Annotated in this window: 17 protein-coding genes and 3 pseudogenes; 10 read left to right on the top strand and 10 right to left on the bottom strand. The window is 69.8% G+C overall.

Annotation, left to right across the window (positions count from 1 at the left end; all coding sequences use genetic code 11):
• Positions 1-291 precede the first annotated feature (291 nt).
• A pseudogene (locus ABZ807_RS30355) lies at positions 292-507 on the top strand (nucleotide-binding domain containing protein); the annotation flags it as partial.
• On the opposite strand, the gene ABZ807_RS30350 reads toward ABZ807_RS30355, so the two are convergent.
• Positions 508-669 carry a nucleotide-binding domain containing protein gene (locus ABZ807_RS30350; RefSeq protein ID WP_357165542.1) on the bottom strand — a complete coding sequence of 54 codons (162 nt, stop codon included), beginning with the start codon at positions 667-669 and terminating at the stop codon, positions 508-510.
• A gap of 311 nt (positions 670-980) precedes the next feature.
• Here ABZ807_RS30350 and ABZ807_RS30345 point away from each other — a divergent pair, with 311 nt between their 5' ends.
• A complete protein-coding gene (locus tag ABZ807_RS30345; RefSeq protein ID WP_357165539.1) occupies positions 981-1,622 on the top strand; it encodes a TMEM175 family protein in 642 nt (213 codons plus the stop codon).
• A gap of 74 nt (positions 1,623-1,696) precedes the next feature.
• Here ABZ807_RS30345 and ABZ807_RS30340 read toward each other — a convergent pair whose 3' ends face one another.
• The 3 genes and pseudogenes from ABZ807_RS30340 to ABZ807_RS30330 form a co-directional block, all read right to left on the bottom strand.
• The gene (locus ABZ807_RS30340; RefSeq protein ID WP_357165548.1) at positions 1,697-2,365 is read right to left on the bottom strand and encodes a transposase; all 669 of its coding nucleotides are present in this window, start codon (positions 2,363-2,365) and stop codon (positions 1,697-1,699) included.
• 42 nt (positions 2,366-2,407) lie between these two features.
• Positions 2,408-2,603: pseudogene (locus ABZ807_RS30335) on the bottom strand (DUF6444 domain-containing protein); the annotation flags it as partial.
• A gap of 189 nt (positions 2,604-2,792) precedes the next feature.
• Positions 2,793-3,680, bottom strand: a complete 888-nt coding sequence (locus ABZ807_RS30330) for a transposase (protein ID WP_357165545.1) — start codon at positions 3,678-3,680, stop codon at positions 2,793-2,795.
• A gap of 480 nt (positions 3,681-4,160) precedes the next feature.
• On the opposite strand from ABZ807_RS30330, the gene ABZ807_RS30325 reads away from it, so the two are divergent.
• Both ABZ807_RS30325 and ABZ807_RS30320 read left to right on the top strand, forming a co-directional pair.
• Positions 4,161-4,577 carry a YciI family protein gene (locus ABZ807_RS30325; protein ID WP_357165536.1) on the top strand — a complete coding sequence of 139 codons (417 nt, stop codon included), beginning with the start codon at positions 4,161-4,163 and terminating at the stop codon, positions 4,575-4,577.
• On the top strand, positions 4,577-5,791 hold the full coding sequence (locus ABZ807_RS30320; RefSeq protein ID WP_357165532.1) for a sigma-70 family RNA polymerase sigma factor: 1,215 nt from the start codon (positions 4,577-4,579) through the stop codon (positions 5,789-5,791). Before ABZ807_RS30325 ends, ABZ807_RS30320 begins: the two co-directional genes overlap by 1 nt.
• A 268-nt stretch (positions 5,792-6,059) precedes the next feature.
• On the opposite strand, the gene ABZ807_RS30315 is transcribed toward ABZ807_RS30320, so the two are convergent.
• The gene (locus ABZ807_RS30315; protein WP_357165529.1) at positions 6,060-6,338 is read right to left on the bottom strand and encodes an SDR family NAD(P)-dependent oxidoreductase; all 279 of its coding nucleotides are present in this window, start codon (positions 6,336-6,338) and stop codon (positions 6,060-6,062) included.
• Between ABZ807_RS30315 and ABZ807_RS30310 the strand changes: the two genes are divergently transcribed.
• A complete protein-coding gene (locus tag ABZ807_RS30310) occupies positions 6,222-7,451 on the top strand; it encodes a S8 family serine peptidase (RefSeq protein ID WP_357165526.1) in 1,230 nt (409 codons plus the stop codon). The genes ABZ807_RS30315 and ABZ807_RS30310 overlap by 117 nt on opposite strands.
• Before the next feature lie 366 nt (positions 7,452-7,817).
• Here ABZ807_RS30310 and ABZ807_RS30305 read toward each other — a convergent pair whose 3' ends face one another.
• On the bottom strand, positions 7,818-8,459 hold the full coding sequence (locus ABZ807_RS30305) for a trehalase-like domain-containing protein (RefSeq protein WP_357165523.1): 642 nt from the start codon (positions 8,457-8,459) through the stop codon (positions 7,818-7,820).
• Between the two features lie 330 nt (positions 8,460-8,789).
• On the opposite strand from ABZ807_RS30305, the gene ABZ807_RS30300 reads away from it, so the two are divergent.
• Both ABZ807_RS30300 and ABZ807_RS30295 read left to right on the top strand, forming a co-directional pair.
• The gene (locus tag ABZ807_RS30300; protein ID WP_357165520.1) at positions 8,790-12,497 is read left to right on the top strand and encodes a S8 family serine peptidase; all 3,708 of its coding nucleotides are present in this window, start codon (positions 8,790-8,792) and stop codon (positions 12,495-12,497) included.
• Positions 12,498-12,634: 137 nt separating this feature from the next.
• A complete protein-coding gene (locus tag ABZ807_RS30295) occupies positions 12,635-13,621 on the top strand; it encodes a transcriptional regulator TrmB (protein WP_357165517.1) in 987 nt (328 codons plus the stop codon).
• A gap of 289 nt (positions 13,622-13,910) precedes the next feature.
• Here the strand turns inward: ABZ807_RS30295 and ABZ807_RS30290 are convergent, their stop codons facing one another.
• Positions 13,911-14,279: an integrase gene (locus tag ABZ807_RS30290; protein WP_357165514.1), complete on the bottom strand. Its 369-nt coding sequence runs from the start codon at positions 14,277-14,279 to the stop codon at positions 13,911-13,913.
• Positions 14,280-14,370: 91 nt separating this feature from the next.
• On the opposite strand from ABZ807_RS30290, the gene ABZ807_RS30285 reads away from it, so the two are divergent.
• The gene (locus tag ABZ807_RS30285) at positions 14,371-14,556 is read left to right on the top strand and encodes a hypothetical protein (RefSeq protein WP_357165510.1); all 186 of its coding nucleotides are present in this window, start codon (positions 14,371-14,373) and stop codon (positions 14,554-14,556) included.
• A 348-nt stretch (positions 14,557-14,904) separates the two neighbouring features.
• Here the strand turns inward: ABZ807_RS30285 and ABZ807_RS30280 are convergent, their stop codons facing one another.
• From ABZ807_RS30280 to ABZ807_RS30270, 3 genes and pseudogenes are all read right to left on the bottom strand, one after another.
• The gene (locus ABZ807_RS30280) at positions 14,905-18,288 is read right to left on the bottom strand and encodes a phosphodiester glycosidase family protein (protein ID WP_357165507.1); all 3,384 of its coding nucleotides are present in this window, start codon (positions 18,286-18,288) and stop codon (positions 14,905-14,907) included.
• A gap of 496 nt (positions 18,289-18,784) precedes the next feature.
• Positions 18,785-18,937: pseudogene (locus ABZ807_RS30275) on the bottom strand (IS256 family transposase); the annotation flags it as partial.
• 108 nt (positions 18,938-19,045) lie between these two features.
• Positions 19,046-20,122: a putative sulfate exporter family transporter gene (locus ABZ807_RS30270; RefSeq protein ID WP_357165504.1), complete on the bottom strand. Its 1,077-nt coding sequence runs from the start codon at positions 20,120-20,122 to the stop codon at positions 19,046-19,048.
• A 71-nt stretch (positions 20,123-20,193) separates the two neighbouring features.
• Here ABZ807_RS30270 and ABZ807_RS30265 point away from each other — a divergent pair, with 71 nt between their 5' ends.
• Entirely contained in the window at positions 20,194-21,105 is a 912-nt protein-coding gene (locus tag ABZ807_RS30265; RefSeq protein ID WP_357165501.1) for a LysR substrate-binding domain-containing protein, read from the top strand.
• A gap of 755 nt (positions 21,106-21,860) precedes the next feature.
• On the top strand, positions 21,861-23,207 hold the full coding sequence (locus ABZ807_RS30260; RefSeq protein ID WP_357165498.1) for a hypothetical protein: 1,347 nt from the start codon (positions 21,861-21,863) through the stop codon (positions 23,205-23,207).
• Positions 23,208-23,426 lie beyond the last annotated feature (219 nt).

Raw genomic sequence — 23,426 nt, 5'->3', positions numbered from 1 at the left:
AACACCCCCCAGATCATGGTCAACAGGGGGACTGAGTCATGCCGCGGCCGGTGGCCTGCAACCCCGGTTGGGGCTACGAAAAAGGTAACGGGGGGAGACCAGTGACCTCCCTAACTGTAAGCGAACCTAACTAAATGGCAAGCGGCTCTGGCACGAATTTGGTGATCGGCGTTTGTTCATGTCGGTCGGCGAGGAGGGTCCGGCGGCGGAGTCGGTCGGAATTGGCTCGGCCGTACACCTCTTTTTGGTTATTTTGATGCGGTTCACGGCGCCTTCGACGGCACCGTTGCCGTCGTCGCCGAGGCGTACCGGGCGACCGACGAGCCCGTACTCGTGTCGTCCTCGGCCGATCCGGAGCGGGTCGCGCGGTACGAATCCCTCCTCGGGCCCGGGCGGTCCGCGGAGCTGCTGGAGGCCGCGACCGGCGAGATAGCCGCCCGCGCGGTCGCGGCGCTCGGAGTCTGCCGTCTGTTGGTGGCGGGCGGGGAGACCTCGGGCGCGGGGTAATCAGGGTGCTAGCGTCCAGGCCGTGTGAAGGAGGTCCGGTTCGCCGAAGTTTCCGGATTTCAGGAGCAAGGCCAGCGGCGGCTCCGGATCGGGAACCATCCACGGCAGGCCGGGACCAACCGCCGGGCCCACCCGAAGCGCGCCGAGCCCGAGCGCCCGCACCACTCAGGGTGAGCGGTGGCGGCCAGGGTCCCGTGGAGGCCGATGAACGCGGCTTCGCACGGGACGGAGGGCCTGTTTACCACACGGGAGTTGCTGCCGTTGCGGACCCCGGACAATGGAGGACTGGGAGCCGGCGGAGCGGTTTTGGGCTGCTGTTGTCGGCTGCCGCGACGGCAGCGGGCTGGCGCTGGAGTGAGTCGCTCTGCGTCGTCGGGCGCCGGTACGGGACGAATCTAGACAGGGCAGCCAGCAGGCGCCTCGTCGCAGCGTCTGTTGTGCTTGTCTCCTAACAGGTCGCGGTGCACGACCGCGTGACTGAGGAAGAAGGAGGGGTCGCGGTGCCGACCAACCGGCTGGAGGCGTTCAGTGATGGCGTCCTTGCCATCATCATCACGATCATGGTGCTGGAGCTCAAAGTACCGGCAGGTCACGACCTCTCCGACCTCGTCCACACGACCGGCGTCGGGCTGCTGACCTATCTCCTCACCTTCGTCTATGTCGGCATCTACTGGAACAACCATCACCATATGTTCCACCTGGTACGGCAGGTCAGTGGCGGAGTGCTGTGGGCGAACCTGGCGCTACTGTTCTGCCTGTCGCTGTTCCCGTTAACGACGGCCTGGGTCGACGACTCGAGGTTTGAACCGACCCCGGTCGTCATCTACGGTCTGAACCTGCTCAGCGCGGCCATCGCATACTTCGTGCTCCAGAAAGTGATCATTCGGCAGCAGGGACCGGCGTCGCTGCTGAGGCGGGCCATCGGCACCGACATCAAGGGCAAGATCTCGCCCGTGCTCTACGTCGCGGGGATCCTCAGCGCCCTGCTCGTCGACCGGAGCGGACATGGCGGAGTCGGGCTTGCCCTGGCGTGTTTCGTCGCTGTGGCGATCATGTGGGTCGTACCCGACCGCCGCATCGACCGTGCGATTCGCCAGCACGAGACCCCCGACTAGTACGGCAGCAGCCATTAGCTGTCTGACCAGGGTGAACATCGCGGGTGGGTGAACGGGTGCAGCCGCCCTGATGATCATGTGTTTGTGACGACAACAAGATCGGGGGCGGCTGCGGCTGCCAGGATAGCGGCTGTTCGGGTGGGACGGTTGCGGGGTTTGCTTACGCGTTCGGCGGTGGCTTGGGCGCCGAGCACGACTGCGCTGCGCAGCAGGTGCAGGTGGCTGGCGAGGTCGGCCTCATCAGGTGTGGCGCCGGCGGTATCCGGGGTGCCGACGAGCCGGTTCAGCTGCCGCAGGGCGTTGATGGCCTGGCCGGCGAGGTCGGCGACCAGGCCGGTGGCGGTGTCGGTGACATAGATCAACTCGCGGAGCGCGTGAGCGCTGCACAGCGCGTGGACCGCGTCGGTGTAGGTGTCGTACGGCGCCCACGCGTCATGCACCGCGACACCGCGGAACCGCGGGAGGATCCCGATCGCGTCCATCGCGATGGTGCCGCGTTTCGGATGCACGGCCAGCAATACGTCGGTGGGGGTGGAGGCGGAGTGCAGCCAGGCTGGCCGGCCTGCGGTGCGTATCCCGGTCTCGTCGAAATGGGCTACCGGCGCGGCGGCGATGCGTCCGGCGATCACCGGCAGCACACGGTCGATGATGCCCAGGGCGGTGCGTTTCACCCAGCCGGCCACGGTGCCCGCCGCGACCGGCACCCCGAACAGTTCCTTGATCGCCGCCGCCGTGCGTGACACCGACAGGAACTGCCCGTGCAGCAGGTAGACGCCGATCCCGGCCAGACGTGGCCCGTGCACGACCGGCGCGGACGCCTCTGGCGGCGCGGGCGCGGGGGTGTGATGCCCACACGCGTCCCGGGCCCCGGCCCGACCGCCCGCGTAACGACTTCGGCGCCGGCTTGGCCAGCCCGTCCGATGAGGGAGGCTTCGACGAGTTCGACGACGACTGCTTCAACCGGGCTTCCAGATCCGCGACCCGCGCGAGAGCCTGCTCCAACCGGGCGGTCAACTCCACGACGTACGCAACCAGTCCGTCATACGACAGCGACGACTCGGCAGGCACAGCCCGCCAAACTGCCAGCCTCCACAACAGACATCACAGCCGCCTGATGACCTACCCAGTCACCCATGATCATTGTCGCAGGCTGGTATCAACACCGTTGAGTTAGCGCTTTGAGCGTGCCGTCAAGCCCTCTTCCATGATCATGACGTTGGTGTTGATGGTGTAGTTCAGGCTGGTCTGGGGGAATGTGCCGGCGTTCGGGCCGTACTTGCTGGTCGGGTTCTTTCTGCTGCGGGCCTTGCCCCGGTTGCGGGTGGGGGGCAGCAGCTCGTCGAGGACGGCCTGGCCGATCACACCGACGAGGCGGTCACCGGCCGGGATGATGATCCCGACGGCGGCGGTGACCTGATCGGCAGCTGTTTGCAGGGCGACGGTGAAGCTGATCCGGTCCGGGCGAGCGTCGGGGCAGGTGTCGACCGCGTCCACGCTGATCCGAATGATCGTCTGGTATACGGTCAGCAGCGCGTAGACCTCTTGGTCGATGTCGGTCGGGTGCTGGGAGCGCAGGACCCGCCCGTCGAGGATGGTGGACTTGATCGACAGGTAGGTGGTTTCCGCCTGCCATCTGCGGTGATACAGCTCGATCAGTTCGCTGGCGGGGTAGCGGCGGTGGTCGAGCAGGCTGGTGACCAGGCGCCACTGCTCGCGGCTGGTGGTGCCGTCGGCCCAGGTGACGGTGACCCAGGCCTCGATGATGCGGACCTTGAGCTTGCCGTAGCCGAGGACGGACAGGTACGAGCCGTCCGCGAGTTCGGTCAGGATCAGCGGGGTGCGGCGGGCCCAGGACCGGCACAGATAGTGGGCCTTGGTGGCGGCGATGTCCCGCAGCAGCTCCCAGGAGTCGTAGCCGGCGTCGGCCAGCACGAGCATGCCCGCCCCGACGGCGTGCAGCAGCCGCCGGGCATGGGTGGTCTCACCGTCGGCCTCCGGCCCGAACGTCGCGGCCAGGATCGCCCTCGTGCCGCACTCGACCAGCACGCTGAGCCGCAGCAGCGGATAGCCGAAGGTCAGCTTGTCGGTACTACGTTTCCGCTAGCCGGCGGTGATCGCCGGCCGGTCGGGCACATGCAACGTCGTGGCGTCGATCGCCACGGTCCGCAGTCCCCGCCAGAACACCCCCGGTGTCGACGGGCGGCCCACGCACCCGGCGACCGCGGTGAACAACGCCCGAAACGGATCGAGCGTCCCGCCTAACATTCACAACTGGCTTAACGATCTCTGGTCGCCTGGTTTCCGCAGATCCGTGTGAGCGTTGCCGGCTTCCAGAGCTGCGACGTTAAGCTTTCTGATCAGCATGGCGTCCGCGTCAGCCATCGCTCAGGGCCAGGTCTGACGGGCGCAACGCGGGTCGGACGGATTCGGCTGCGTCGCGGCGAGAGATTTCTTCGGGGCCGTGTCGATCCGCGGGCCGCTCGTTCGACGTGTGGGGTGCGAGGGCCGAGAGGCGGCCCCGCCGAGGAGGAGAACGCGATGCCGAAGTACATGCTGATCATGCGGGGCACCGATGAGTCGAACGCGGCCCTGATGGCTGGGTTCGAAGAGTTGGCGGCCACGACATACCACTACATCGAGGAGCTGGTCAAGGCCGGCGTGTTCGTCGCGGCCGAAGGGCTGGACGATGCGGGCCAGGGCGTCGTGGTCGACTTCAGCGGCGAGACCCCGGTGGTCACGGACGGGCCGTACGGAGAGACCAAGGAACTGTTCGGGGGCTACTTCCTGCTCGATGTCGCCTCGAAGCAGGAGGCGGTCGAGTGGGCCAAGCGGGTCCCGTCGGTCACCGGGTCCAAGATCGAGGTCCGGCGGGTGGCCGGGGACGACGAGATGCCGCAGGACAACGAGGGGTCCGTCGAGGAACGGGTCGGGAGCGAGAGCACCGGCCGGATCTGATGGGTACGGCCGACGTCGAGGCTGTCTGGCGGATCGAGTCGGCGCGGATCGTCGCCGCGCTGACCCGGTTCACCGGCGATTTCGGGCTGGCCGAGGATGCCGCCCAGGAGGCGGTGGCCGAGGCGCTGGTGTCGTGGCCGCTCACCTCTCCAGCCAATCCGGCCGGCTGGCTGATGGCCACGGCCCGGCGGCGGGCGATCGACGCGATCCGCCGCCGGACCGCCCTGCAGGACAGATACGCCCTGCTGGCGGCTGACCCGGTGGTCGACGAGGACATCGACCCCGACCGGATCGACGACGACGTCCTGGCGCTGATGTTCGTCAGCTGCCACCCGGTGCTCTCCCCCGAGGCCCGGGTGGCGCTGACCCTGCGCGTGGTCGGCGGCCTGTCCAGCGAGGAGATCGCCCGCGCGTTCCTGGTACCCGTGTCGACCGTGCAGGCCCGCATCACCCGGGCGAAGAAGACGATCGCGGCGGCCGGGGTGCCGTTCGAGCTGCCGCCGGCCGGTGAGCGCCGGGAACGGCTGGGCGGCGTGCTCAGCGTCGTCTACGTGATCTTCACCGAGGGGTCGACGGCCACGTCGGGCGACCGGCTGCTACGCCCCGGCGTCGCGTACGAGGCGATCCGGCTGGCCCGCACGCTGGCCGCGCTGCAGCCGGACGAGCCGGAGGTGCACGGTTTGCTCGCGTTGTGCGAGCTGACGGCCGCGCGCTTCCCGGCCCGGACCGGCCCGGATGGTTCGCCGATCCTGCTGGCGGACCAGGACCGGCGGCGGTGGGACTTCTCGGCGGTCCGCCGTGGGCTGGCCGCGCTGGCCAAGGCATCGGCTCGCGGGCTCGGCCCCTACGGCCTGCAGGCTGCGATCGCCGCCGCCCACGCGTCGGCGCCGTCGGTGGAGGCGACCGACTGGGACCGGATCGTGGTGCTCTACGAGGCGCTCGGCCGGGTCGCGCCCTCGCCGGTGGTCGAGCTCAACCGGGCCGTCGCCGTGGCCATGGCCTCGGGTCCGGCGCAAGCCCTGGCCATGGTGGACGAGCTGATCGCCTTGGACCGGCTCCCCGGTTCGCATTTGGTTCCGACCGTACGCGGTGAGCTGCTGGCCCGCCTCGGACGGCGACCGGAAGCGCGCGCCGAGCTGGAGCTGGCGGCCCGGCTGTGCGCCAACCAGCGCGAACGCTCAGTGCTGCTGCGCAAGGCGGCCGCGCTGGACTGACTTCTCCAGCTCGGCCGGCCGGGATTCGAGTGCGGCCCGGATGCCGTCGATCGCGTCGGCCCGACGGCCAGGCGCAGCGGCGGCTCCGCCATGCCGGCGCCCGCGACGATCGCGTCGGCCACGTCGGCCGAATCCCCGAACGCGGACGGCGGGAGCGCGGCGAACCCGGTGAGAAACTCGCCCACGGTCGACGCGTAGACCTCATCGGGCGCGACGACGTGGGCGGTGCTGGCGAAGTCGGTCGCGAACGTGCCGGGTTCGACGATCGTCACCCGCACGCCGGCCGGGCCACTTCCGCGGCGAGCGCCTCGCTGAGCAGCTCGACGGCCGCCTTCGAGGCCGAGTAGAGCCCGGACGACGCCCACGCGAACTGCCCGGTCAGCGAGCTGACCTGCACGATCCGGCCGGCAACAAGCTGTTCGGCGGGCGCATGCACGGCGCAGCCCCAGGTGCCCAGATCGTCTCCGCCCGCGCCTGCACCTGGAACGGCGGCTGCACGGCGGTTGCCCTCACTGAAGGCATGATCGACCTGGTCGTGAACCGGCACGTCGACGTGGTCAACGTCTCGATCGGCGGTCTTCGAGCGCTCAACGACGACTCGGACGCGATCGCCCAGCTCTACGGCGAGCTGATCCGCCGGTACGGCGTCCAGATCGTCGTCTCCGCGGGCAACGACGGACCCGGCGTCAACACGGTCTCGTCGCCTTCCACCGGGAACGGCGTGATCAGCGTCGCCGTCTCGGTCAGCAAGCGAACCTGGTGGTCGAATTACGGCGCCGAGGTGCGCGCTGGTCAGAGCATCTTCGGTTTCTCCTCGCGCGGCCCGGGTGAGGACGGCAGCCTCAAGCCGACCGTGGCAGCGCCCGGCTCCGCGGTCCCGGCGATCCCGGCGTGGCTTGACGGGCAGGCTCTGCCTGAAGCGGGCTACCACCTTCCCCCTGGGTACGCCATGTACAACGGCATCTCGATGGCCGCTCCACAGGTCACCGGTGCCAGCGCGCTGCTGCTGTCCGGTGCGAAGGCGACCGGCGTCGCCGCGCCGGCCCCGAGCCTGCGCACCGCGCTGACGGACACCGCCCGGCTGATCGGGGACCTGCCCACGGCGGCCCAGGGCGCCGGTCTGATCGACGTCTCCGCCGCGTGGGACCTCCTGGCCCGGGGCATCACCACCGCCGGCTACGACGTCCAGGCCCCGGTCTGTACCGCCCTGTCGGCATACCTCACGACACCCGGAACCGGCACGGGCGTCTACAACCGCTGCCTGCCGGAGGCGGGCGGCCAGCGGGTCCGCTGCTATACCAACTACTCCGACCCGGCGAGTTGCGATCCGGACGATCGCGCCTACCCGACCCCGACGCCCGGTGTCTGGGAGTTCCAGGTGGAGGCACGTCGTACGTCGCCTCTCCCGGACAACGACTCCGTGCCCGGGTCGCCCTGCAGGGCGCCGAGCTGTCGCCGTCGAAGGTCAGGATTCCGTCGCTCTCGGTCTACCAGCCGGCAAACGCGTCCTACACGGCCACCAACACCTGGGGCCCGGTCGCCGCGAGGGCCGCGGAGAGCCAGCTGGGCCGGGTGCGCGACCTGTGGAGTACGGTCGCCGACGGCGCGACGACCGCCACCACGATCCCGGTGCCGCGCGACGCCACGGGACTCGTCCTGACGCTCACCCCGTGGCAGGACGACGCCGACCTCGACGCCTACCTCATCTCCGCGTCGACGGGGGAGCGGTGGAGTGCCAACCGGGTCGGCCCGGGCAGGGAGCGGATCACCCTGCGCAACCCGCGACCGGGGACCTACGTCATCATCGTGGCCGCCGTCAACGTGCCGTCGGGTTCCACCGCGTTCGGCTACCACGAGCGGATCCTGTCGCCCAGCATCGGCAAGGTGGCCGTCGGCGATGCGTCGCCGACGAGGCTTGAGCCTGGCGACCAGCTGGGTGTCGACGTGGCGGTGACGGTCTTCGCCGAGCCCCTCAACTCCAGCGGGCTCGCTGGACTGGTCTCGGTGGTCAACGCCGAGGGCGCGGTCATCGGCGAAGCAGAGGTGCTGGTCGACGAGGTGCGCACCCCGCAAGCCGAGGTGCTCGCCGGGCTTGATCGTCACCGCTGCCAGCAAGACCAAGGCAGTCACGTGGAACCCGGACGGCACCCCGGAGTTTCTGGGCCTCCCGGACTGGCGTCCGCACACCAGCGTCCGAGCCTTCGCACTCAACGACCACGGAACCGTCGTGGGCAACGCAACCGCCATCCAGCGCGAGGCCGACGGACGCCAGCAGCTGTACAACGACCCCTTTGTATGGACCGCGACGGGCGGATTCCGCTGGCTTCCGCACCTGGGACCCAACGCCAGCGACACGGAGCCGCTCGCGATCAACGACGACGGGTACGTCGTGGGTCACTCCCTGGTTGACGGGGTCTCGCACGCGGCGCTGTGGCATCCCGACGGAACCGTCGAGGACCTCGGCAGCCTGCCCGGTATGCGGGGAGGCACGGCGATGGCCATCAACGCCGACGGGGCCGCGCTGGTGGTCCAACAGTGCGGCGAAGATGCTGGGCGAGTCGAAACGCGGCGCGCAGAACCAGTCCACCGTGCCGTCGCGAGTGATCAGAGCGGCGGTCTGAAGATCGCCGACAAGTCCGTGATCGTCGATAGCCGGATACCCCTCCACGCCAGCCTCCCACTCGGCAACAGCCTTTGCGAGGCTAGACGAGCACGAAACCGCGCAGTGCGGTTGCGAAGAGATCACCGGCAGGCGGTACCGGCGAGGCGATCGGACGCAGCTTCGCTTCGGGTGCCGGCCGGTACCCGGAGGTCGTCCGATCGGACGCAGTCGATCGATTCGATGGTTGCCCGGCGGGATCGATGGTTCAGAGCCGCAACAGGACGGCGACGAGGCCCAGCACCGCGACGGCAGCGGGCTGGCGAAGTAGCGCCCTGGCGCGACTCCGCCAGCGCCAGCTATTCACCCGACTGCGACGCCGGCGGTAGAACATTTCACATGCCATCACCACTACCGCCCTCTATGTCTGGCCGGGCCCGGCAGCGGCTGATCGCCGCCGTGACGGCGGCCGGCCTGATCGCCGGCGGAATCGCCGCGATCCAGGCGCCGGCAACCGCTGCAGACCCCGCCACCGCCCCCAAGGCCCCGACCAAGTCCACGCACACCATTACCCTGATCACCGGCGACGTGGTCACGGTGACCACCTCCGCCAACGGCGAGGAGACGGTCGATGTCGACCGGCCCGACAACGCCACCGGCGGCGTTCACCTGCAGGAGAGCGGCGGTGATCTGTTCGTCCTGCCCGACGAGGCGATGCCGCTGCTGACCGCCGACAAACTGGACCGGCGGCTGTTCAACGTCACCGACCTCATCGAAATGGGGTACGACGACGCGAAGACCGCGAGCATGCCGTTGATCGCCACGTACCCGCCGACGACAACGCGCGCTGCCAAGCCGGTCGTCCCGCAGGGCACGAAGCTGGTTCGCAGCCTGCCCACCGCCGGTGCCGCCGCGCTGGCGGCCGACAAGAAGCAGGCCCGTACCTTCTGGTCCACGGTCGCGCCGGCCGCCTCCGGGTCCAGCCCCACGCTCGGCGCCGGGGTGGCGAAGCTCTGGCTGGACGGTCGGGTCACCGCCAGCCTCAAGGAGAGCGTGCCGCAGATCGGCGCTCCCGAGGCGTGGGCCGCCGGGTACGACGGCCACGGGGTGAAGGTCGCGGTGCTGGACACCGGTATCGACGCCAGTCACCCCGACCTGGTCGACCAGATCGACGGCAAGGTCAGCTTCGTGCCGGGCGAGGACACCTCCGACGTCAACGGTCACGGCACCCACGTCGCCTCGACCATTGTGGGCACCGGCGCGGCCTCGGGCGGCTCGTACAAGGGTGTTGCGCCCGGCGCGGACCTCATCGTCGGCAAGGTCCTCAGCAACGACGGCTTCGGTCAGGACTCCTGGGTGCTCGCCGGCATGCAGTGGGCGGCCGAGTCCGGGGCGGACGTGGTCAGCATGAGCCTGAGCGACCCGACGCTGTCCGACGGGACCGACCCGATGGCGGTCGCGGTCGACACGCTGTCCGCGCAGTACGGCACGCTGTTCGTCATCGCTTCGGGCAACGCCGGGCCGCAGAGCATCGGCACGCCCAGCTCCGCCGCCAGCGCCCTGACCGTCGGCGCGGTCGACAAGCAGGACAAGTTGGCGCCCTTCTCCAGCACCGGCCCGCTGGTGCGCAGCGGCGCGCTCAAGCCGGACATCACCGCCCCCGGGGTTGCCATCACCGCCGCCCGCTCGCAGCAGATGACCTCCGGCACCGGCCTGTACCGGAGCATCAGCGGCACCTCGATGGCCACCCCGCACGTGTCGGGCGCCGCGGCGATCCTGGCCCAGCGCCACCCGGACTGGTCCGGCGCGCAGCTCAAGGAAGCGCTGATGAGCAGCGCGAAGGGCCTGGCCGCCGGGTACACGGCGTACCAGGTGGGCACCGGCCGGGTCGACGTCGCCGCCGCCGTACGCGCGGACGTCCGGGCTGCCGGCTCGGTCTTCTTCGGTAACTTCGACTGGCCGCACGAGCCCACCGACCCTCTGGTGACCAAGCAGGTGACGTTCACCAACTCGGGCCGTACCGGCGTGACGCTGAACCTGGCCATCGCCGGTTCGGGCCCGTTCTCGCTGGGCGCCACCTCGGTGACGGTGCCCGCGGGCGGCAGCGCGACCGTTCCGGTCACCGGCGACCCGACCAAGCCTGGCACCGGCCAGTTCACCGGCTACCTCGTCGGCACCGACGCCGCCACGGGCGCCGCGGTCACCCGTACCTCGCTCGGTCTGCTCAAGGAGGACGAGCACTACGACCTGAAGGTCAAGCTGGTCGGCCGGGACGGCAAGCCCGCCAGGTCCTGGGTTCTGCTCAAGAAGGCCGGCGAGTTCTACCCCTGGGTGTACACCATCGACGGCGAGACGACGCTGCGGATGCCGCCAGGCACCTACACGGTGGAGTCGTCGCTGGACGTTCCGGGTGAGCGGGCCGACTCGCTCGGCCTCGCCCTGCTGGTGGACCCGGAGACGGTGCTCAACGGCTCCGGAGCCGAGGTGGTGCTGGACGCGAGCAAGGCGCGCCTGCTGGACACCGCCGCGCCGCAGCGGAGCCAGGACCGGCAGCGCAAGCTCGACTACACCGTGAAGTACGCCAACGGCGACAGCTTCCGGGACGGGTTCGTGGTGCCGATCAAGTACGACGACCTCTACGTCACGCCGACCGACAAGGTCAGCCAGGGGTCGTTCACGATGGCCACCCGGTGGCGCAAGGGCGAGCCGATGCTGAGCGTGGACGTCCCTGGTCTGCCGCCGGTGGACGTCACGGTCCAGCCGGGCAGCACGCTCACCGCAGGCCGGGACACGCTGCCCGCGGCCTACGCGGGCACCGGCGCCGCCGGCGAATACGCCAACGTCGACGCCAAGGGCAAGGTCGCGGTGGTGACCCGCAGCGACGCGGTCAGCGCGCAGGAGCGCACCGCCGCGGCAGTGGCTGCCGGGGCGAAGCTGCTGCTGGTCGTCAACGACGGGGTCGGCGTCCTCAACGAGTGGGTCGGCGCGTCACCGATCCCGGTCGCCACCGTGCACCGCGACGCCGGGACGCAGCTGATCGCCCTGGCCAAGACCGGCACGCTGCAGCTGATCACCAACCAGGTGCCGTACGCGAGCTTTGTCTACGACCTGACCCGCAGCTACTCCGGGCAGGTGCCGGACCGGCCGCTCAGCTACCACCCGACCCAGCAGGACCTCGCCCAGATCGACGCGCACTACTACAACCCCACGAAGGGAATGCAGGGCGGTGGCTACCGGTTCGACATGACCATCATCCCGTCCCTCGGCTTCCCGGAGCGCGAGTGGCATCCCAGCACCCGCACCGAGTGGGTCACCCCGGACCAGGTCTGGGCGGAGTCGCACGTGCAGGGCACCTGGACGGACGTGGCCAACCGCCACGCGTACGCCAAGGGCAGCACCACCCGGCTGGACTGGTTCGCCCCGGCGATCCGGCCGGCGTTCAACCGGGCCTTCGCGGTGCAGAACAGCCGCTGGCGCGACAACATGACCATCAACGTCCAGGCGTGGAGCCCGTCGGCTGACGTGCTGGAGCACGGCGGATACCTGGACTGGGGTTCGGTGCCGGTCAACATGAAGCTCTACCAGGGCGACCGGCTGCTGCACGAGAACAAGCGGGGGGCTGACCTGCAGTGGAAGGCGGTGCCGGCCGGCACCCTGCCCTACCACCTGGTCCTGGACGCGTCCCGCCCGGCCGAACAGTGGCGGCTGTCGACCCGTACGCACACCGAGTGGGACTTCGTCTCCAGCTCCAACGAGTCGGACAGGTTCGAACCGTTCGCGCTGCTGCAGATGGAGTACCGCCTCGACACCGACCTGCACGGCGACGTGAAGGCCGGCAGCACCGAGGGGGTCCGCCTCAAGCCGATCCCCCAGGCGGGCGGCGGCCCCAGCACCGGCAACGTCACCTCGGTGACCCTCGAGGTGTCCTACGACGACGGCGCCACCTGGCAGCAGGTGACCCTGAGCAAGGACACCGGCGACTGGTGGAACGGCGAGCTCAAGCTGGCGAAGCAGCCTGGCGGCTTCGTCTCGGTGCGGGCCACCGGTACGACCGACGCCGGTTTCAGCATCAAGCAGGAGATCATCCGGGCGTACGGCCTTCGGTGAGACCGTTCGAAGGGCCCCGGGGCGGCGACGCCCCGGGGCCCGTCCCGTCTTTCCCGTCCCCACCTGGGTCTGGGCAAGATCCAACAATGTGGCGCATACTCTCCCCGCAGCGACAGGTGGAGGGGAGGCGGCCGCCGATGCTGGGCGCGTTGGGTCTGAGCCCCGAACACGAGGCGGTCTATGGCGTGCTCGCCGGACGCGCCCAGGCCGACTCGGCTGAGTTGAGCGACGCCCTGCACCTGCCCGCGCCCGCGGTGGAGGCGGCGCTGTCGCAGCTGATGGCGTGCGGTCTGGTGAAGTCCACTCCCGACGGCGAGTTCGCCGCAGCCCCGCCCGCACTCGCGCTCGGGTCAATGATCAGCGAACGGCGGGAAGCTCTGCGCACCGCTGAGCTGGCGCTCGTCACCCTCGCCGAGGAGCATCGCAGGGCGATGGCGGGCCGCGCCATCAGCGAGTTGATCGAGGTGGTCACGGGCGTCGAGGCGGTCCGGCACCGGTTCGCGCAGGTGCAGCGCGCCGCCCGCACAGAGGTCCGCTTCTTCGTGACCGCACCGTTCGTCGCCGTATCGCCAGGCGAAAACTCGGCGGAGGCGCAGCTGGTGGCCCAGGGCGTGCGCTACCGGGTCGTGGTTGACCGGGCGGTGCTCGCCGAGCCCGGCGTCGTCGCCGAGACCATCGATTCGCTGCGCAAGGGCGTCGAGGTGCGGGTGGCCGAGTCGCTGCCGATCAAGCTCGTGCTGGCCGACGTGGAGCTAGGCCTGGTGCCGTTGGCCGTCGAGCCGGGGGAAGAGCCCGGTGCCGTGCTGCTGCACCGCGCCGGGCTGCTCACGGCGATGGACGCGCTGTTCGAGCTGGTGTGGCGCCACGCCTATCCGCTCAGCATCTCCGCATTCGGCGAGCCGACCACCGAGGATGCCCACGGCGAAAGCGCCAACATCCCCACAGCGCTGGACCGGAGGATCCTGGCCCTGCTGTTGACCGGACTCACCGATCAGGCGGTTGCCACCCAGCTCGACCTCTCCCTGCGAACCCTGCAACGGCGCCTGCGCCACCTGATGGATCTGGCCGGAGCTCAAAGTCGGATGCAACTCGCCTGGTACGCCCTCCGTCACGACTGGACATGACGGGACATGTAGCAGTGCTTCGTCATGCTTTCCTCTGGTTCCCGCCTGCTGGTGCGTTGGGTCGTCAGCTTCACGGTGGATGTCCGGGAAGTGCGGTCGTACGGCGCTCTGCGGTACCCCCACGTAGAGGGCTGGCTATACCGGCAGACGGGCTCCGCCGGTGTCGGTTTGCCAAGCTCGGTTATCGTCGCGGATACCCTGTGGGGTTCCACAATCCCGTCACCCCCGTTGACCTGGCCGGACGTGGTGCCGGCGGCGTTGCGGGTGCCGAAAACCCCGTCCGTGCAGCTCAGGCGGCGTGCTCGTACTCGTGGAGCACTCCGCCGAGTCGATCGCGGCGGTGGATGTTCAGCTGTGTGATCTTCTCCGGATCTGTGATCGGTTTGGGTAGCGGGTGCAGTGGTCTGGCGTTGGACTGCCCGCGGTGGGGTCGATGTTCGTTGTGGAAGTGTTCGTATTCGCGTAGTGCCTGCGTGAGATGTGCCTGGTTCCAGATCAACATGCGGTCGAGCAGCCGAGCGCGGTCTCGATCCCGGTGTCGGCGAGGATGGCGTCGAACAGGGCGGGGGTACTTGCCGTCCCGGTCGCGGATGAGGTACTTGACGCGGCAGCCGGCGTCTTCGACATCCATGATCAGGTTGCGGGTGGCCTGGGTCACCCAGGCTGCGGTCGGTGTCGCGGTGGCGCCGAGGATGCGTACGCGGCGGGTGGCGTGCTCGATGACGGCCAGGACGTACAGTCTGGCCCCGGTGAGCGTGACGGCTTCGAAGAAGTCGGCGGCGATGATGGCCTCGGCCGGTGAGCGCAGGAACGTCGCCCAACCGTCTGATGTCCGTTGCGGTGCCGACGTCGACGACGTGGTCGGCGCCTGGACCGGGGAACTCGCGGACTTCGACGGCCGCCGCCGGTCGTACCTGCTCTACGGGAAGTCGTGAGCGCCGCGCCCCGGCTGCTGCGCGGCACGCTCGCGGCCGGGCTGGCCCTGGCGGACGGGCTGCCCGGCGTGCGCGACGCTGATCGTGGGTGACATCACGCTCCATCGCACCGCGCAGGAGGTGTCGGCCGGCGCATGCCCGGCAAGGCAAGCGGCGCCGGGGTGGACGCACTTGGCGTCCACCCCGGCGCTTTCACGGTGTCGTACGGCCCCGCTGGGCTGGCTGGGAGCTACCCGCGGTCCGAGCACCTGTCAGGGGCGACCTGCAACACCTTCGACCACGACGAACCCGTGCCCTCGAGGTGGGCGGAGTAGGTCCGTACCGGCCGCGTGCCGGCGTTGGTGACCGTCACCTCGTGCCGGCGTTGAACGGCACGACCTGGATGGTCTTCGAGGTCGTGATCGGCGCGAGCGAGCTGTCGTCGGTGTAGGCGCGCATCGAGTCATTCGTCACCGATACGGTCACCGAGCCCGGGTGCAGCGCGGTGAGCGTCCGGGTCTGCGGGTCGAGGATCGCGACCCTGCCTTCGCGGCGGGCCGCGTCGATGGCCGCCTTCCCGCTGCCGATCGCCAGGTTGGACGAGCCGCTCCAGTCGACCGACATCGGGTACCGCAGCGGCACCACACGCGTACCCGTCGACACGCCGTCCGGCTGTACGATACTGCCCGAGAGCTGCGCCGTCGTGCTCACCTCGAGCGAGTCCGGAGTGTTGAGTGTGATGGACTGCGCGAAGGCGCGCACCTCTGCCTCGAGCCACTGCTGGTTCGCGTTGCGCAGCGAGTCGACAGACCAGTCGACCCACCCGGTGAAACCGCCGCGATCCGGCGTGCCGTACGGGTTCTTGCCCGACGACGGCAGCACCGTGTACGGGATGCCCTCGGCGCGGTGGACGTTGGCGATCTGGGCGTGGGACCCGACCATCGCGGCGCCCTTGCCCGTGGCGTCACGGAAGTCCGTGAGCATCTTCTCGATGAGCGCGACCTCGTCGCGGTCGCCGAGCTGGCTGGACTTCGTCTCGGCGGGGTCATCCACCGGGTGGTGGGCGAACACCAGGACGTTGTGCACCGACTCGTCGTTCCTGGCGTCGTCGAGTGCCTTCTGCATCATCGGGAGCTGGTCCCACGCCGTCCCGCGCAGCGACCCGAGGGAGCTGGCAAGCAGGATGAATCGCGTCCCCTTGTGGTCGAACGTCCGGTACGGCTGGCCGAACTCCTTCGTGAAGTTCGTGAGGTCGGACTGGACGTTGTTGAGGCCGTAGGACTCGTGGTTGCCCGGCACGTAGTAGCACGGGATCGAGTCGGCCGTCGGGTTCGGTGTGCTGTCCTTCGGCGGCTCCTGGCCGACCGGGACGAGGTCGCACCCGGCGTCGGTGAGCACCTGGCGGGCAAGCGTCAGGTCCTGCGGCAGGCCACGGTCGGTGATGTCACCGTTGAGGACGATCAGGTCCGGCTTGGTCGTGCGGATCCGTTTGATGGCGGCCGTGGCGACCTGGGACAGTGCCGGGTTGTCGGCGGTGAACTGCACGTCCGACAGCGTGGCGAACTGCCACGTGTCGGGGCCCTGGAGCAGCGAGCCGTCGTCGGAGACGAGCGGGTCGGGCTGCAGGTCGGGCTGGGCGGGCAGGTTGATCGACGTCGGGACGTCCGCCTCAATGCGGTCCAGGATGAACGTGCCCGCCTTCTGCTGGGCGACGCTCGTGTTGATGCCCTGGAAGCTCGAGATCGAGATCGGGTACGCCGTGTTGGCCGGCAGCGTGAACGTCGCGTACTGCCAGTCATTGCTCGCGGTCAGGGCGGTGCCGTACACGCCCTTGCCCTTACCGGTCGCGTCGGAGTAGCCCAGGTAGGTCAGACCGTTCGGCACGTTGATGCTCGACTTGATCCGCATCCGCAGGCGTAGCGGCTGGCCGGGGACCTGGACGCGCTGGGCCGCCGATTTCGCCGCGATGCCCACGTTACGCATCGCATCGAAGTCGATCCGCAGGCCGTCGGGGTCCACCGAGAACTTCGTCGCCGCGGTGCTGTTGTTGCCCCAGCGGGCGAGCGCGTCGTCATCGAAGTCGTAGACCGTCTTGTTCTGAACGCCGATCGTGATCGGGAGCTGGACCGACTTGCCGGCGACCGAGACTGTGAGGATCGTGCCCGCGTTGGTGAGCGGGGTGATCTTCAGCTTGCCATCGGCGGGCTGGATGTCGACGACGCTGTGGTCGTAGTCGAGCGAGAGGTCCTGCGGGTCGATCGGGGCCGTGTAGCCCTGGTCGTCGCGGCCGGTCACGGAGATGGTGACCGCGGCGGCGGGCGTCGCGTCGGCGATCGACATACGCTTGGACGACAGCTCGACGCTGTTGACCGGGCCGAGGACCGTGACCTTCTCGTGCGTCACCTGGCTGCCCACCTGTGCCTTGACGTTGATCGGGCCGCGCTGCTTGTCAGGAGCCGCGAGCATGCCGTCCGTGACGGACGCTCCGGACCCGGACCATCGCACGGACGTCGGGTCAACCGTCACCGGCGTCTGGTGGTTGTCGGTTCCCTCCGCCACGAGCGCACGGTGCAGCCCCGGGAAGACCTTCACGCCGCCATCGGCCGACGCCGCATCCGGCGCGGGCTTGATGAGGAGCTGGTGCAGCTTGCCGTCGCCCTTCGCGACGAACACGCCCACGCCGTTCGGGTCGTTGCGCTCGGCGCCGTCGGACGGGACGTTGCGGACGGTCGCGTTGTCGTCGCCGAGCGCGCGGGCGACCATCGTGGTCGAGCCGCCGCCGTCGAGGTTGACCGCGGTCTGCACGCCCATTGCGGCGAGGTCACGCGCCTCCTTGTCGATCCCGACGCCGCCCTTGCCGGTACCGCCCGGACCGTCCCAGGTGGCGAGCACGAGCGTGTGGCCGCCGTCCTTGAAGCCGAGCGCGGTGCGCGGGGCGATCGAGGTGGTGAGGCCGGGGACGACCTGGCCGCCGGAGACGATGGTGCCGCCGTCGCCGAGCGCGAACTTCATCGTCTTGGCGACGTCGTCGGCGAGCGCGTAGCTGAGCTTCACCGGGTCGCCGGGCTGCAGCGCGCGGATCGCGGTCGCCGCGGCGCCGCGCCCGACGAGCACGAAGCCGTCGTCCGAGATCGTCCCCGAGCCCGCGGGACCATTCGGCGTGACTGACACGACCGAGCCGTTCTCGACCAGGACCTCGGCGATCTGGTCGTTGGCCACGCCCGCCAGGCCGCGGTTGCGGCTGTAGGTGCCCCACGCGGACGTGAACACGATCAGGCCATCTGCAGGGACCCCGCCGCCGTTCGCGGCGTTGATCGACAGAACCTTGTGGTCCGCGTCCGCGAAGTACGCGGTCGTGTTGACCGTGAGGTCCACGAGCTGGGCGATGCCGTCCTTGCTGACGCCGACGTGCTGGCGGCCGCCGATGTCGGCGGTCTTACGGAGCTGGCCGTTCTGGATCTCGCCACCGAGCGCCGCGTTGGAGTTGCCGATGTCGAAGAATTCGCCGTTGACGCCCGCGACGGCGCCGGCCTTGTTGGCGGCCGCGCTGAGTGGCCCGGCGGACGCGACCGGTCCGGAGGTCAGCAGGTCCGTGCTGACCGCGCTGTTGGACAGGTCCACGGTTAGGAACTGCGCGTCGTACCAGCCCTTCTCGTCCAGCGCCTTCACGTGCTGCAGGTTGATCCCCGGACCGAGCTTCTCGACCGTGTTGATCAGAGGGATTCCGCCAGTGACCGGCGCAGGCTGACTCACGACCGGTGCAGGCTGACTCGCGTCCGCGTACGCGGCGGCCGGCAAGACCGCCAGTGTGGTCGCCGCGGCGAACGCCACCACCAGTGGCCTCGCACACCGATGGTTCAAGACCATCAACCTCATAGGAACCTCGAATCAAGAGAAGAAACGGAGGCAACAACGCCCGCACCCGATCAAAAAGATCAACTCGGAAACGCTGATGACACCACATCGAGCAGGCGATGAACCCCGGTGAAATAGGTGGAATCACCCAGGGCGGTACGCTGCGACCGCGCCTCGAATGTCGTCCGTGTCCGGGACCTCACGCCGCTCGGCGAGATCGAGGCGTCGAGATCCGCGACGTCGGCCTGCTCGAATTGGCGAGGATGCCTACCGCGACATCCGGGCGAAGCGAAGGCCGTTGTGTTCCTGCAGTCGCTGACGCGGCTCGCTGCAGGCGTACGAGTTCACGTGACCGCCGGGAGGCGCCGCCGAGGGAGGTCGAACTGGCGCTGCCCACCAACCTGCGACCCTGCTCATCCAGATCGGCCGCATGCGCGGCGATGTACGCGGCGACCTCGGCTTCGAGGGCCGCGGCCAGCATCCGCCGCGCACCCTCACGCACGATCTCGTCGATCAACGACCCGCCGGACGCGGCCGGCTTGGACACGGTCGCTGGCGTGGGCTATTCCGGGCTGACTCCCGTAAGCACGGGTGTACTTTCCCGACCCGCGTTGGCGACCGGAAGACCGCCGGACCGGGAGACCGTCGGATCGGATCAGGTGACCGCGAGGACCCCGACCAGCGAAACACCCGCGACCACGGCCGTCGAACCGGACGCGAGCAGGAACGGCCTGACGCCGACGCGGCTGAGGGTCTGGACGCGCACGCCGCAGCCGAGGGCGAACATGGCGGCGGCCAGCAGCGCGGTCTGGGCGGTCCTGGCGCCCGTCAGCACGGCACCGGGCAGCAGTCCGGTGGTCCGGAGCGCCGCCATCGCCAGGAAGCCGACCACGAACAGCGGGATCACCGGCGGGCGCTTCCCACCGGCCGGGAGGCTCGTGCGCATCCGGCGCTGGCGCAAGCTGAGCACCGTGATAACGGGGGCGAGCAGGAGTACGCGGGCCAACTTCACGACCACCGCCAGGCTGAGGGCGGCACCGCCGACCGTACCCCCCACGGCCACCACCTGGGCGACCTCGTGGATCGAGCCACCGGCCCACAGGCCCGTCTGGGTCGTGGACAGGCCCAGCGCCTCGGCGGCCAGCGGGACCGCCGGGATCATCAGCGTCCCGAAGATCACCACCAGCGCGACGGCTGTCACGACCTCCTCTTCCTCGGCGTCGACGACGCCGTCGGCGGCGGCGACGGCGGCCGCTCCGCAGATGGAGAATCCGCAGGCGATCAGCAGCCGCTGCGTGACACTGATGCCGAGCAGCCGGCCGATGAACATGGTGCCGACGAGCCCCGCCAGCACGGTGACCACCACGACGGCGATCATCCCGGAGCCGAGTCGGAGGATGTCCGACAGCACGAGCTGGAGGCCGAGCAGGACGATTCCGAGTCGGAGCAGCCTCTTGGCGGCGAAGGCCAGCCCGGGGCTGAACACGGCCGGCAGCCGGACGACGTTGCACAGGGCCGCGCCGAGCACGATCGCGATCAGCAGCGGGCTCACCGTGGGTAGGAGCAGGCCGCCGACGAGCGCGACCCCCGCAGCGCCGGCGCACAGGGCCACCCCCGGCCCGAGCGCCACCCATCGCTCGCGCCGCGACGGGCGGGGCTCCTCCGCCGGGTGCGGGGTCGGGTCGGCGCCCACCGGGACCGGCGCCTGTCGTGAAGCGGTTTCGTTCAACACGCCTGCCACGCTGCCACGGGCACGAGACCCGCGGTAGCCCCGGATCCCGCATCCACCCATACACTCTTGATATGTCCGCGCGGTGGCCTGACCTGGCCGTACTGGAACTGCTTCTGGCGACGGCGGAGCACGGCAGTCTCGGCGCGGGCGCGCGTTCGGTCGGCATGGCGCAGCCGAACGCCAGCCGGGCGCTGGCCCGCCTCGAACACGAACTCGGCCTCGCTCTGATCCGCCGGGCGCCCCGAGGGTCCACCCTGACGGCGCACGGGGCCCTGGTCGTCCAGTGGGCCCGCGCGGTGCTGGACGCCGCGGGGCAACTGGTCGAAGGCGCCACGGCGCTGCGCGCCGAACAGGACGTCCAGATCAACATTGGCGCCAGCATGACCGTCGCCGAGTATCTGCTGCCCGCCTGGTTGGGCGAGTTCCGGCGCCAGCAGCCCGACACCAGGGTCCATCTGCAGGTGCACAACTCCCACGACGTGTTCGCCGGGATCCGGCAGGGCAGCTTCAACGTCGGCTTCGTCGAGTCGCCCGGCGTGCCACGGGATCTGCGCAGCGCGGTCGTCGCCCACGACCGGCTCGTGGTGGTGGTCGATCCCGGGCATCCGTGGGCCCGCCGCCGCACTCCCCTGACCGTCACCGAGCTGGCCGCCACCCCGTTGGTGGTGCGCGAGCCCGGCTCCGGCACCCGGATCACCCTCGCAGCGCTGCTGGACGCGTACCACCCTGTCGCGCCAGTACTGGAGTTGAACAGCAACGCCGCCGTACGGGTGAGCGTGACGGCCGGCGTCGCGCCTGCCGTACTGAGCGTCCTGGCGGTCGAGGCGGCGCTGCGCACCGGCGAACTGCGGGCCGTGCCGGTGGACGGGCTCGACCTGCGACGGCAACTGCGGGCGGTGTGGCTGGCGCCGGGGCGCCTGAAAGGCCCGGCCGGACGGCTCGTCCAGATCGCCGGAGGCACGGCCCACCGCGTGCCGGAGTGACGAGATCGGCGTGGCTGTGTCGCGGCCACGACCCGGGCCGTGCCGGGTTGATCCCGGTATCGTTGAGGTTCTCCCACGCGGTGGAGGCGGCGGTAGCCCCAGCTGGGGTTCTTCCGGGCCAGGCGCAGCACCAGGGCGTGGATGGAGCGGGCGGTGCGCGGCCGGCCCGGCCGTTTTGGCCGGGACTTGGCGGCGTGGCGGCGTGTGAGAAGGTCGCGGTGCCAGCGCAGCACCGTGTCCGGGCGCACCAGCAGCCTGAGCTGATGAGCACGTCGAGCGGAAGCCGGTGCAGCAGGGCGGCCAGGAACGCTCGGTCGCTGGGGGAGAACCGCGGCCGGGTCTTGCCCAGCTGTCGCTCCAGGACCGTGACCTGGTGGCGCAGCGCCAGGATCTCGACGTCCCTGTCCCGGTCGCTCCTCGGAAGCAGCCCCAGTAACGCGAACGCGTTCGGGCACACCGAGATAAGCCAGTCGCAGCAGCACAGCCGATCATCATGTCGGGGTGGGAGAGGCAGTCGGGAGAGGACCCGGCTCCTGCGGCCGCCATCAAGATCCGCTTACAGTGGCTCCACCTGGGCGGATGAGGTTTTCGGCAAGGGTAGGGCCCGACTGGTCATGCCGACGGCCATCGCCCCGACCATCTCGTGGAGTATGCGAACTTCTTGGCGCTCAGGCGGTGACCGCTGTGCGTCACGGCGTCAATGGGCGCGGAGACTGCGCTCGAGGTGGCGGGTTGACTGTGCACGGTCCAGCTCGATGGTTCGCCTCGTCGCTGAGTACGATGCAGCGGTGCCCGTGTCTCGTAAGCGGAAGAAGAAGTCCGGATCCGGCCGCCGGCCCCCGCGTCAGCCGATGGCCCCGACGTCGAGCAGGGCTCCCCTGGCCGATGCCTTCGGTGAGCTGTTCGAATATCGCCGGAAGCTCGCCGAGCATCGCACCACGCTGGCCGGGGAGGCAGCCGGGGCGGTGATCGACGCCCTGATCATGGTCGCCCCAGGACGGTCCGACGACGACCTCGAGGACGATTTCTGTGTCCGCTACGGCGCGGCGTTGACGCAGTTCGAGGGCGGCGCTCTGGAGGACATGGTCAACCCGGAAGGCTTCACCCACGCCCTGCTGGCAGTGATCGACGAGCGGCTACACGAGGCAGTCGAGGCTGACGCGGACGTCGCTGTTCTCCAACGGCTACTGACGGTTGTCGCCGGTGTGCTGCCGGTCCCGCTGAGCGAGTCCGCCCGCGATCTGGTCGCAGAGCACCTGGATGCCCGCGCGGCGAAGCAGGTTGCGCGTGGGCGCATCGTGACGGGCCCGGTGTTGTGGGCGCGCGACGTCTATGGCAGCCGTCGGGCGGTGGTCGCACCGTTCACGTCGGCGGACGGCCCGGACCGGTGGTACCTGTGGGACGTGGATACGTGCGGCTACGAGGTGGTCGCCGTGCACAGCGGCTTCTACCCCTCGGCCGAGTCCGCATTGGCCACCTGGCGTGAATCGGTCGGGCAGGCGGCGGCCGGTGCGGCGGCCCTTATACCGGTGGACGACGCGGAAACGCTCGGCGACCTGCTGAGCGGCGAGGTCGCGGGCATCCGGATCGGCGGGGAGAACGCGCAACAGTACGCCGAGTTCCTGCGCAGCCGGCGGCTCGGCAGGACCGTCCGGGAGGCGGTCCGCCGGGCGCGCGGGCGAACTTCCGTACGGCTGACGGCTGCCGACGCGGAGGTACAGTTCGCTCAGCGGCTGCGGCAGATCGGCTACCACGACGGCACGGCAGGCGACCGGCCGGACGAGGGCCCGGCCGGAGCTGACGAGCTCGCCGCGGAGATGGCCGACTCATGGTCCCCGCGCGACCAGCCCGCGCTGTATCCGTTCTGCTCGCCGCACAAGGTCGCGGTGACCGTGTTGCACCTGCGGGATTTCTACAAGGATAACTTCGCCGCCGAGCTCGTCGCAGTGCTACCGGAGTGGATTCGCTTTCTCGCCGAGCACACCGGCATGGCGGCGGAGCTGACCGAGCGCTGCCTCGCGTACGCCTCAGGTGAGCTTCAGTTCCCCGGAATCCTCGACGACCGAGGACGATCGAACCCCATGGCACGAGTAGCTGAATAACGACCGGAAGCAGGAGAACGGGGCGAATACCCGCCGGCCGCAGGGCGTGACGGACCGCAACGCCTCTCGGAAAAGCGTGCCTGCCACAACACCCGCAGCCGGGCCGGTAGCCACACGTTTGGCTATGGGTGCGGCTCCCTTGGAGGGATGATCAGGCTGGGATGACGCCGTCGAGGTAGCGGTCGGCGTGGACTCGTTGTCGCTCCTTGTCGAGGTGGT

The organism is Micromonospora sp. NPDC047548 (assembly GCF_040642975.1).
Taxonomy (GTDB): Bacteria; Actinomycetota; Actinomycetes; order Mycobacteriales; family Micromonosporaceae; genus Micromonospora.
Note: the sequence above shows the minus strand (reverse complement) of the source record. Positions and strands in the feature narration are given on the sequence as shown.

Bases quoted from the DNA above. Each gene is read 5' to 3' on its own strand.
- ABZ807_RS30325 (WP_357165536.1), top strand. From the start codon at position 4,161: ATGCCGAAGTACATGCTGATCATGCGGGGCACCGATGAGTCGAACGCG.
- ABZ807_RS30320 (WP_357165532.1), top strand. From the start codon at position 4,577: ATGGGTACGGCCGACGTCGAGGCTGTCTGGCGGATCGAGTCGGCGCGG.
- ABZ807_RS30310 (WP_357165526.1), top strand. From the start codon at position 6,222: ATGCACGGCGCAGCCCCAGGTGCCCAGATCGTCTCCGCCCGCGCCTGC.
- ABZ807_RS30300 (WP_357165520.1), top strand. From the start codon at position 8,790: ATGCCATCACCACTACCGCCCTCTATGTCTGGCCGGGCCCGGCAGCGG.
- ABZ807_RS30295 (WP_357165517.1), top strand. From the start codon at position 12,635: ATGCTGGGCGCGTTGGGTCTGAGCCCCGAACACGAGGCGGTCTATGGC.
- ABZ807_RS30265 (WP_357165501.1), top strand. From the start codon at position 20,194: ATGTCCGCGCGGTGGCCTGACCTGGCCGTACTGGAACTGCTTCTGGCG.
- ABZ807_RS30260 (WP_357165498.1), top strand. From the start codon at position 21,861: ATGGTTCGCCTCGTCGCTGAGTACGATGCAGCGGTGCCCGTGTCTCGT.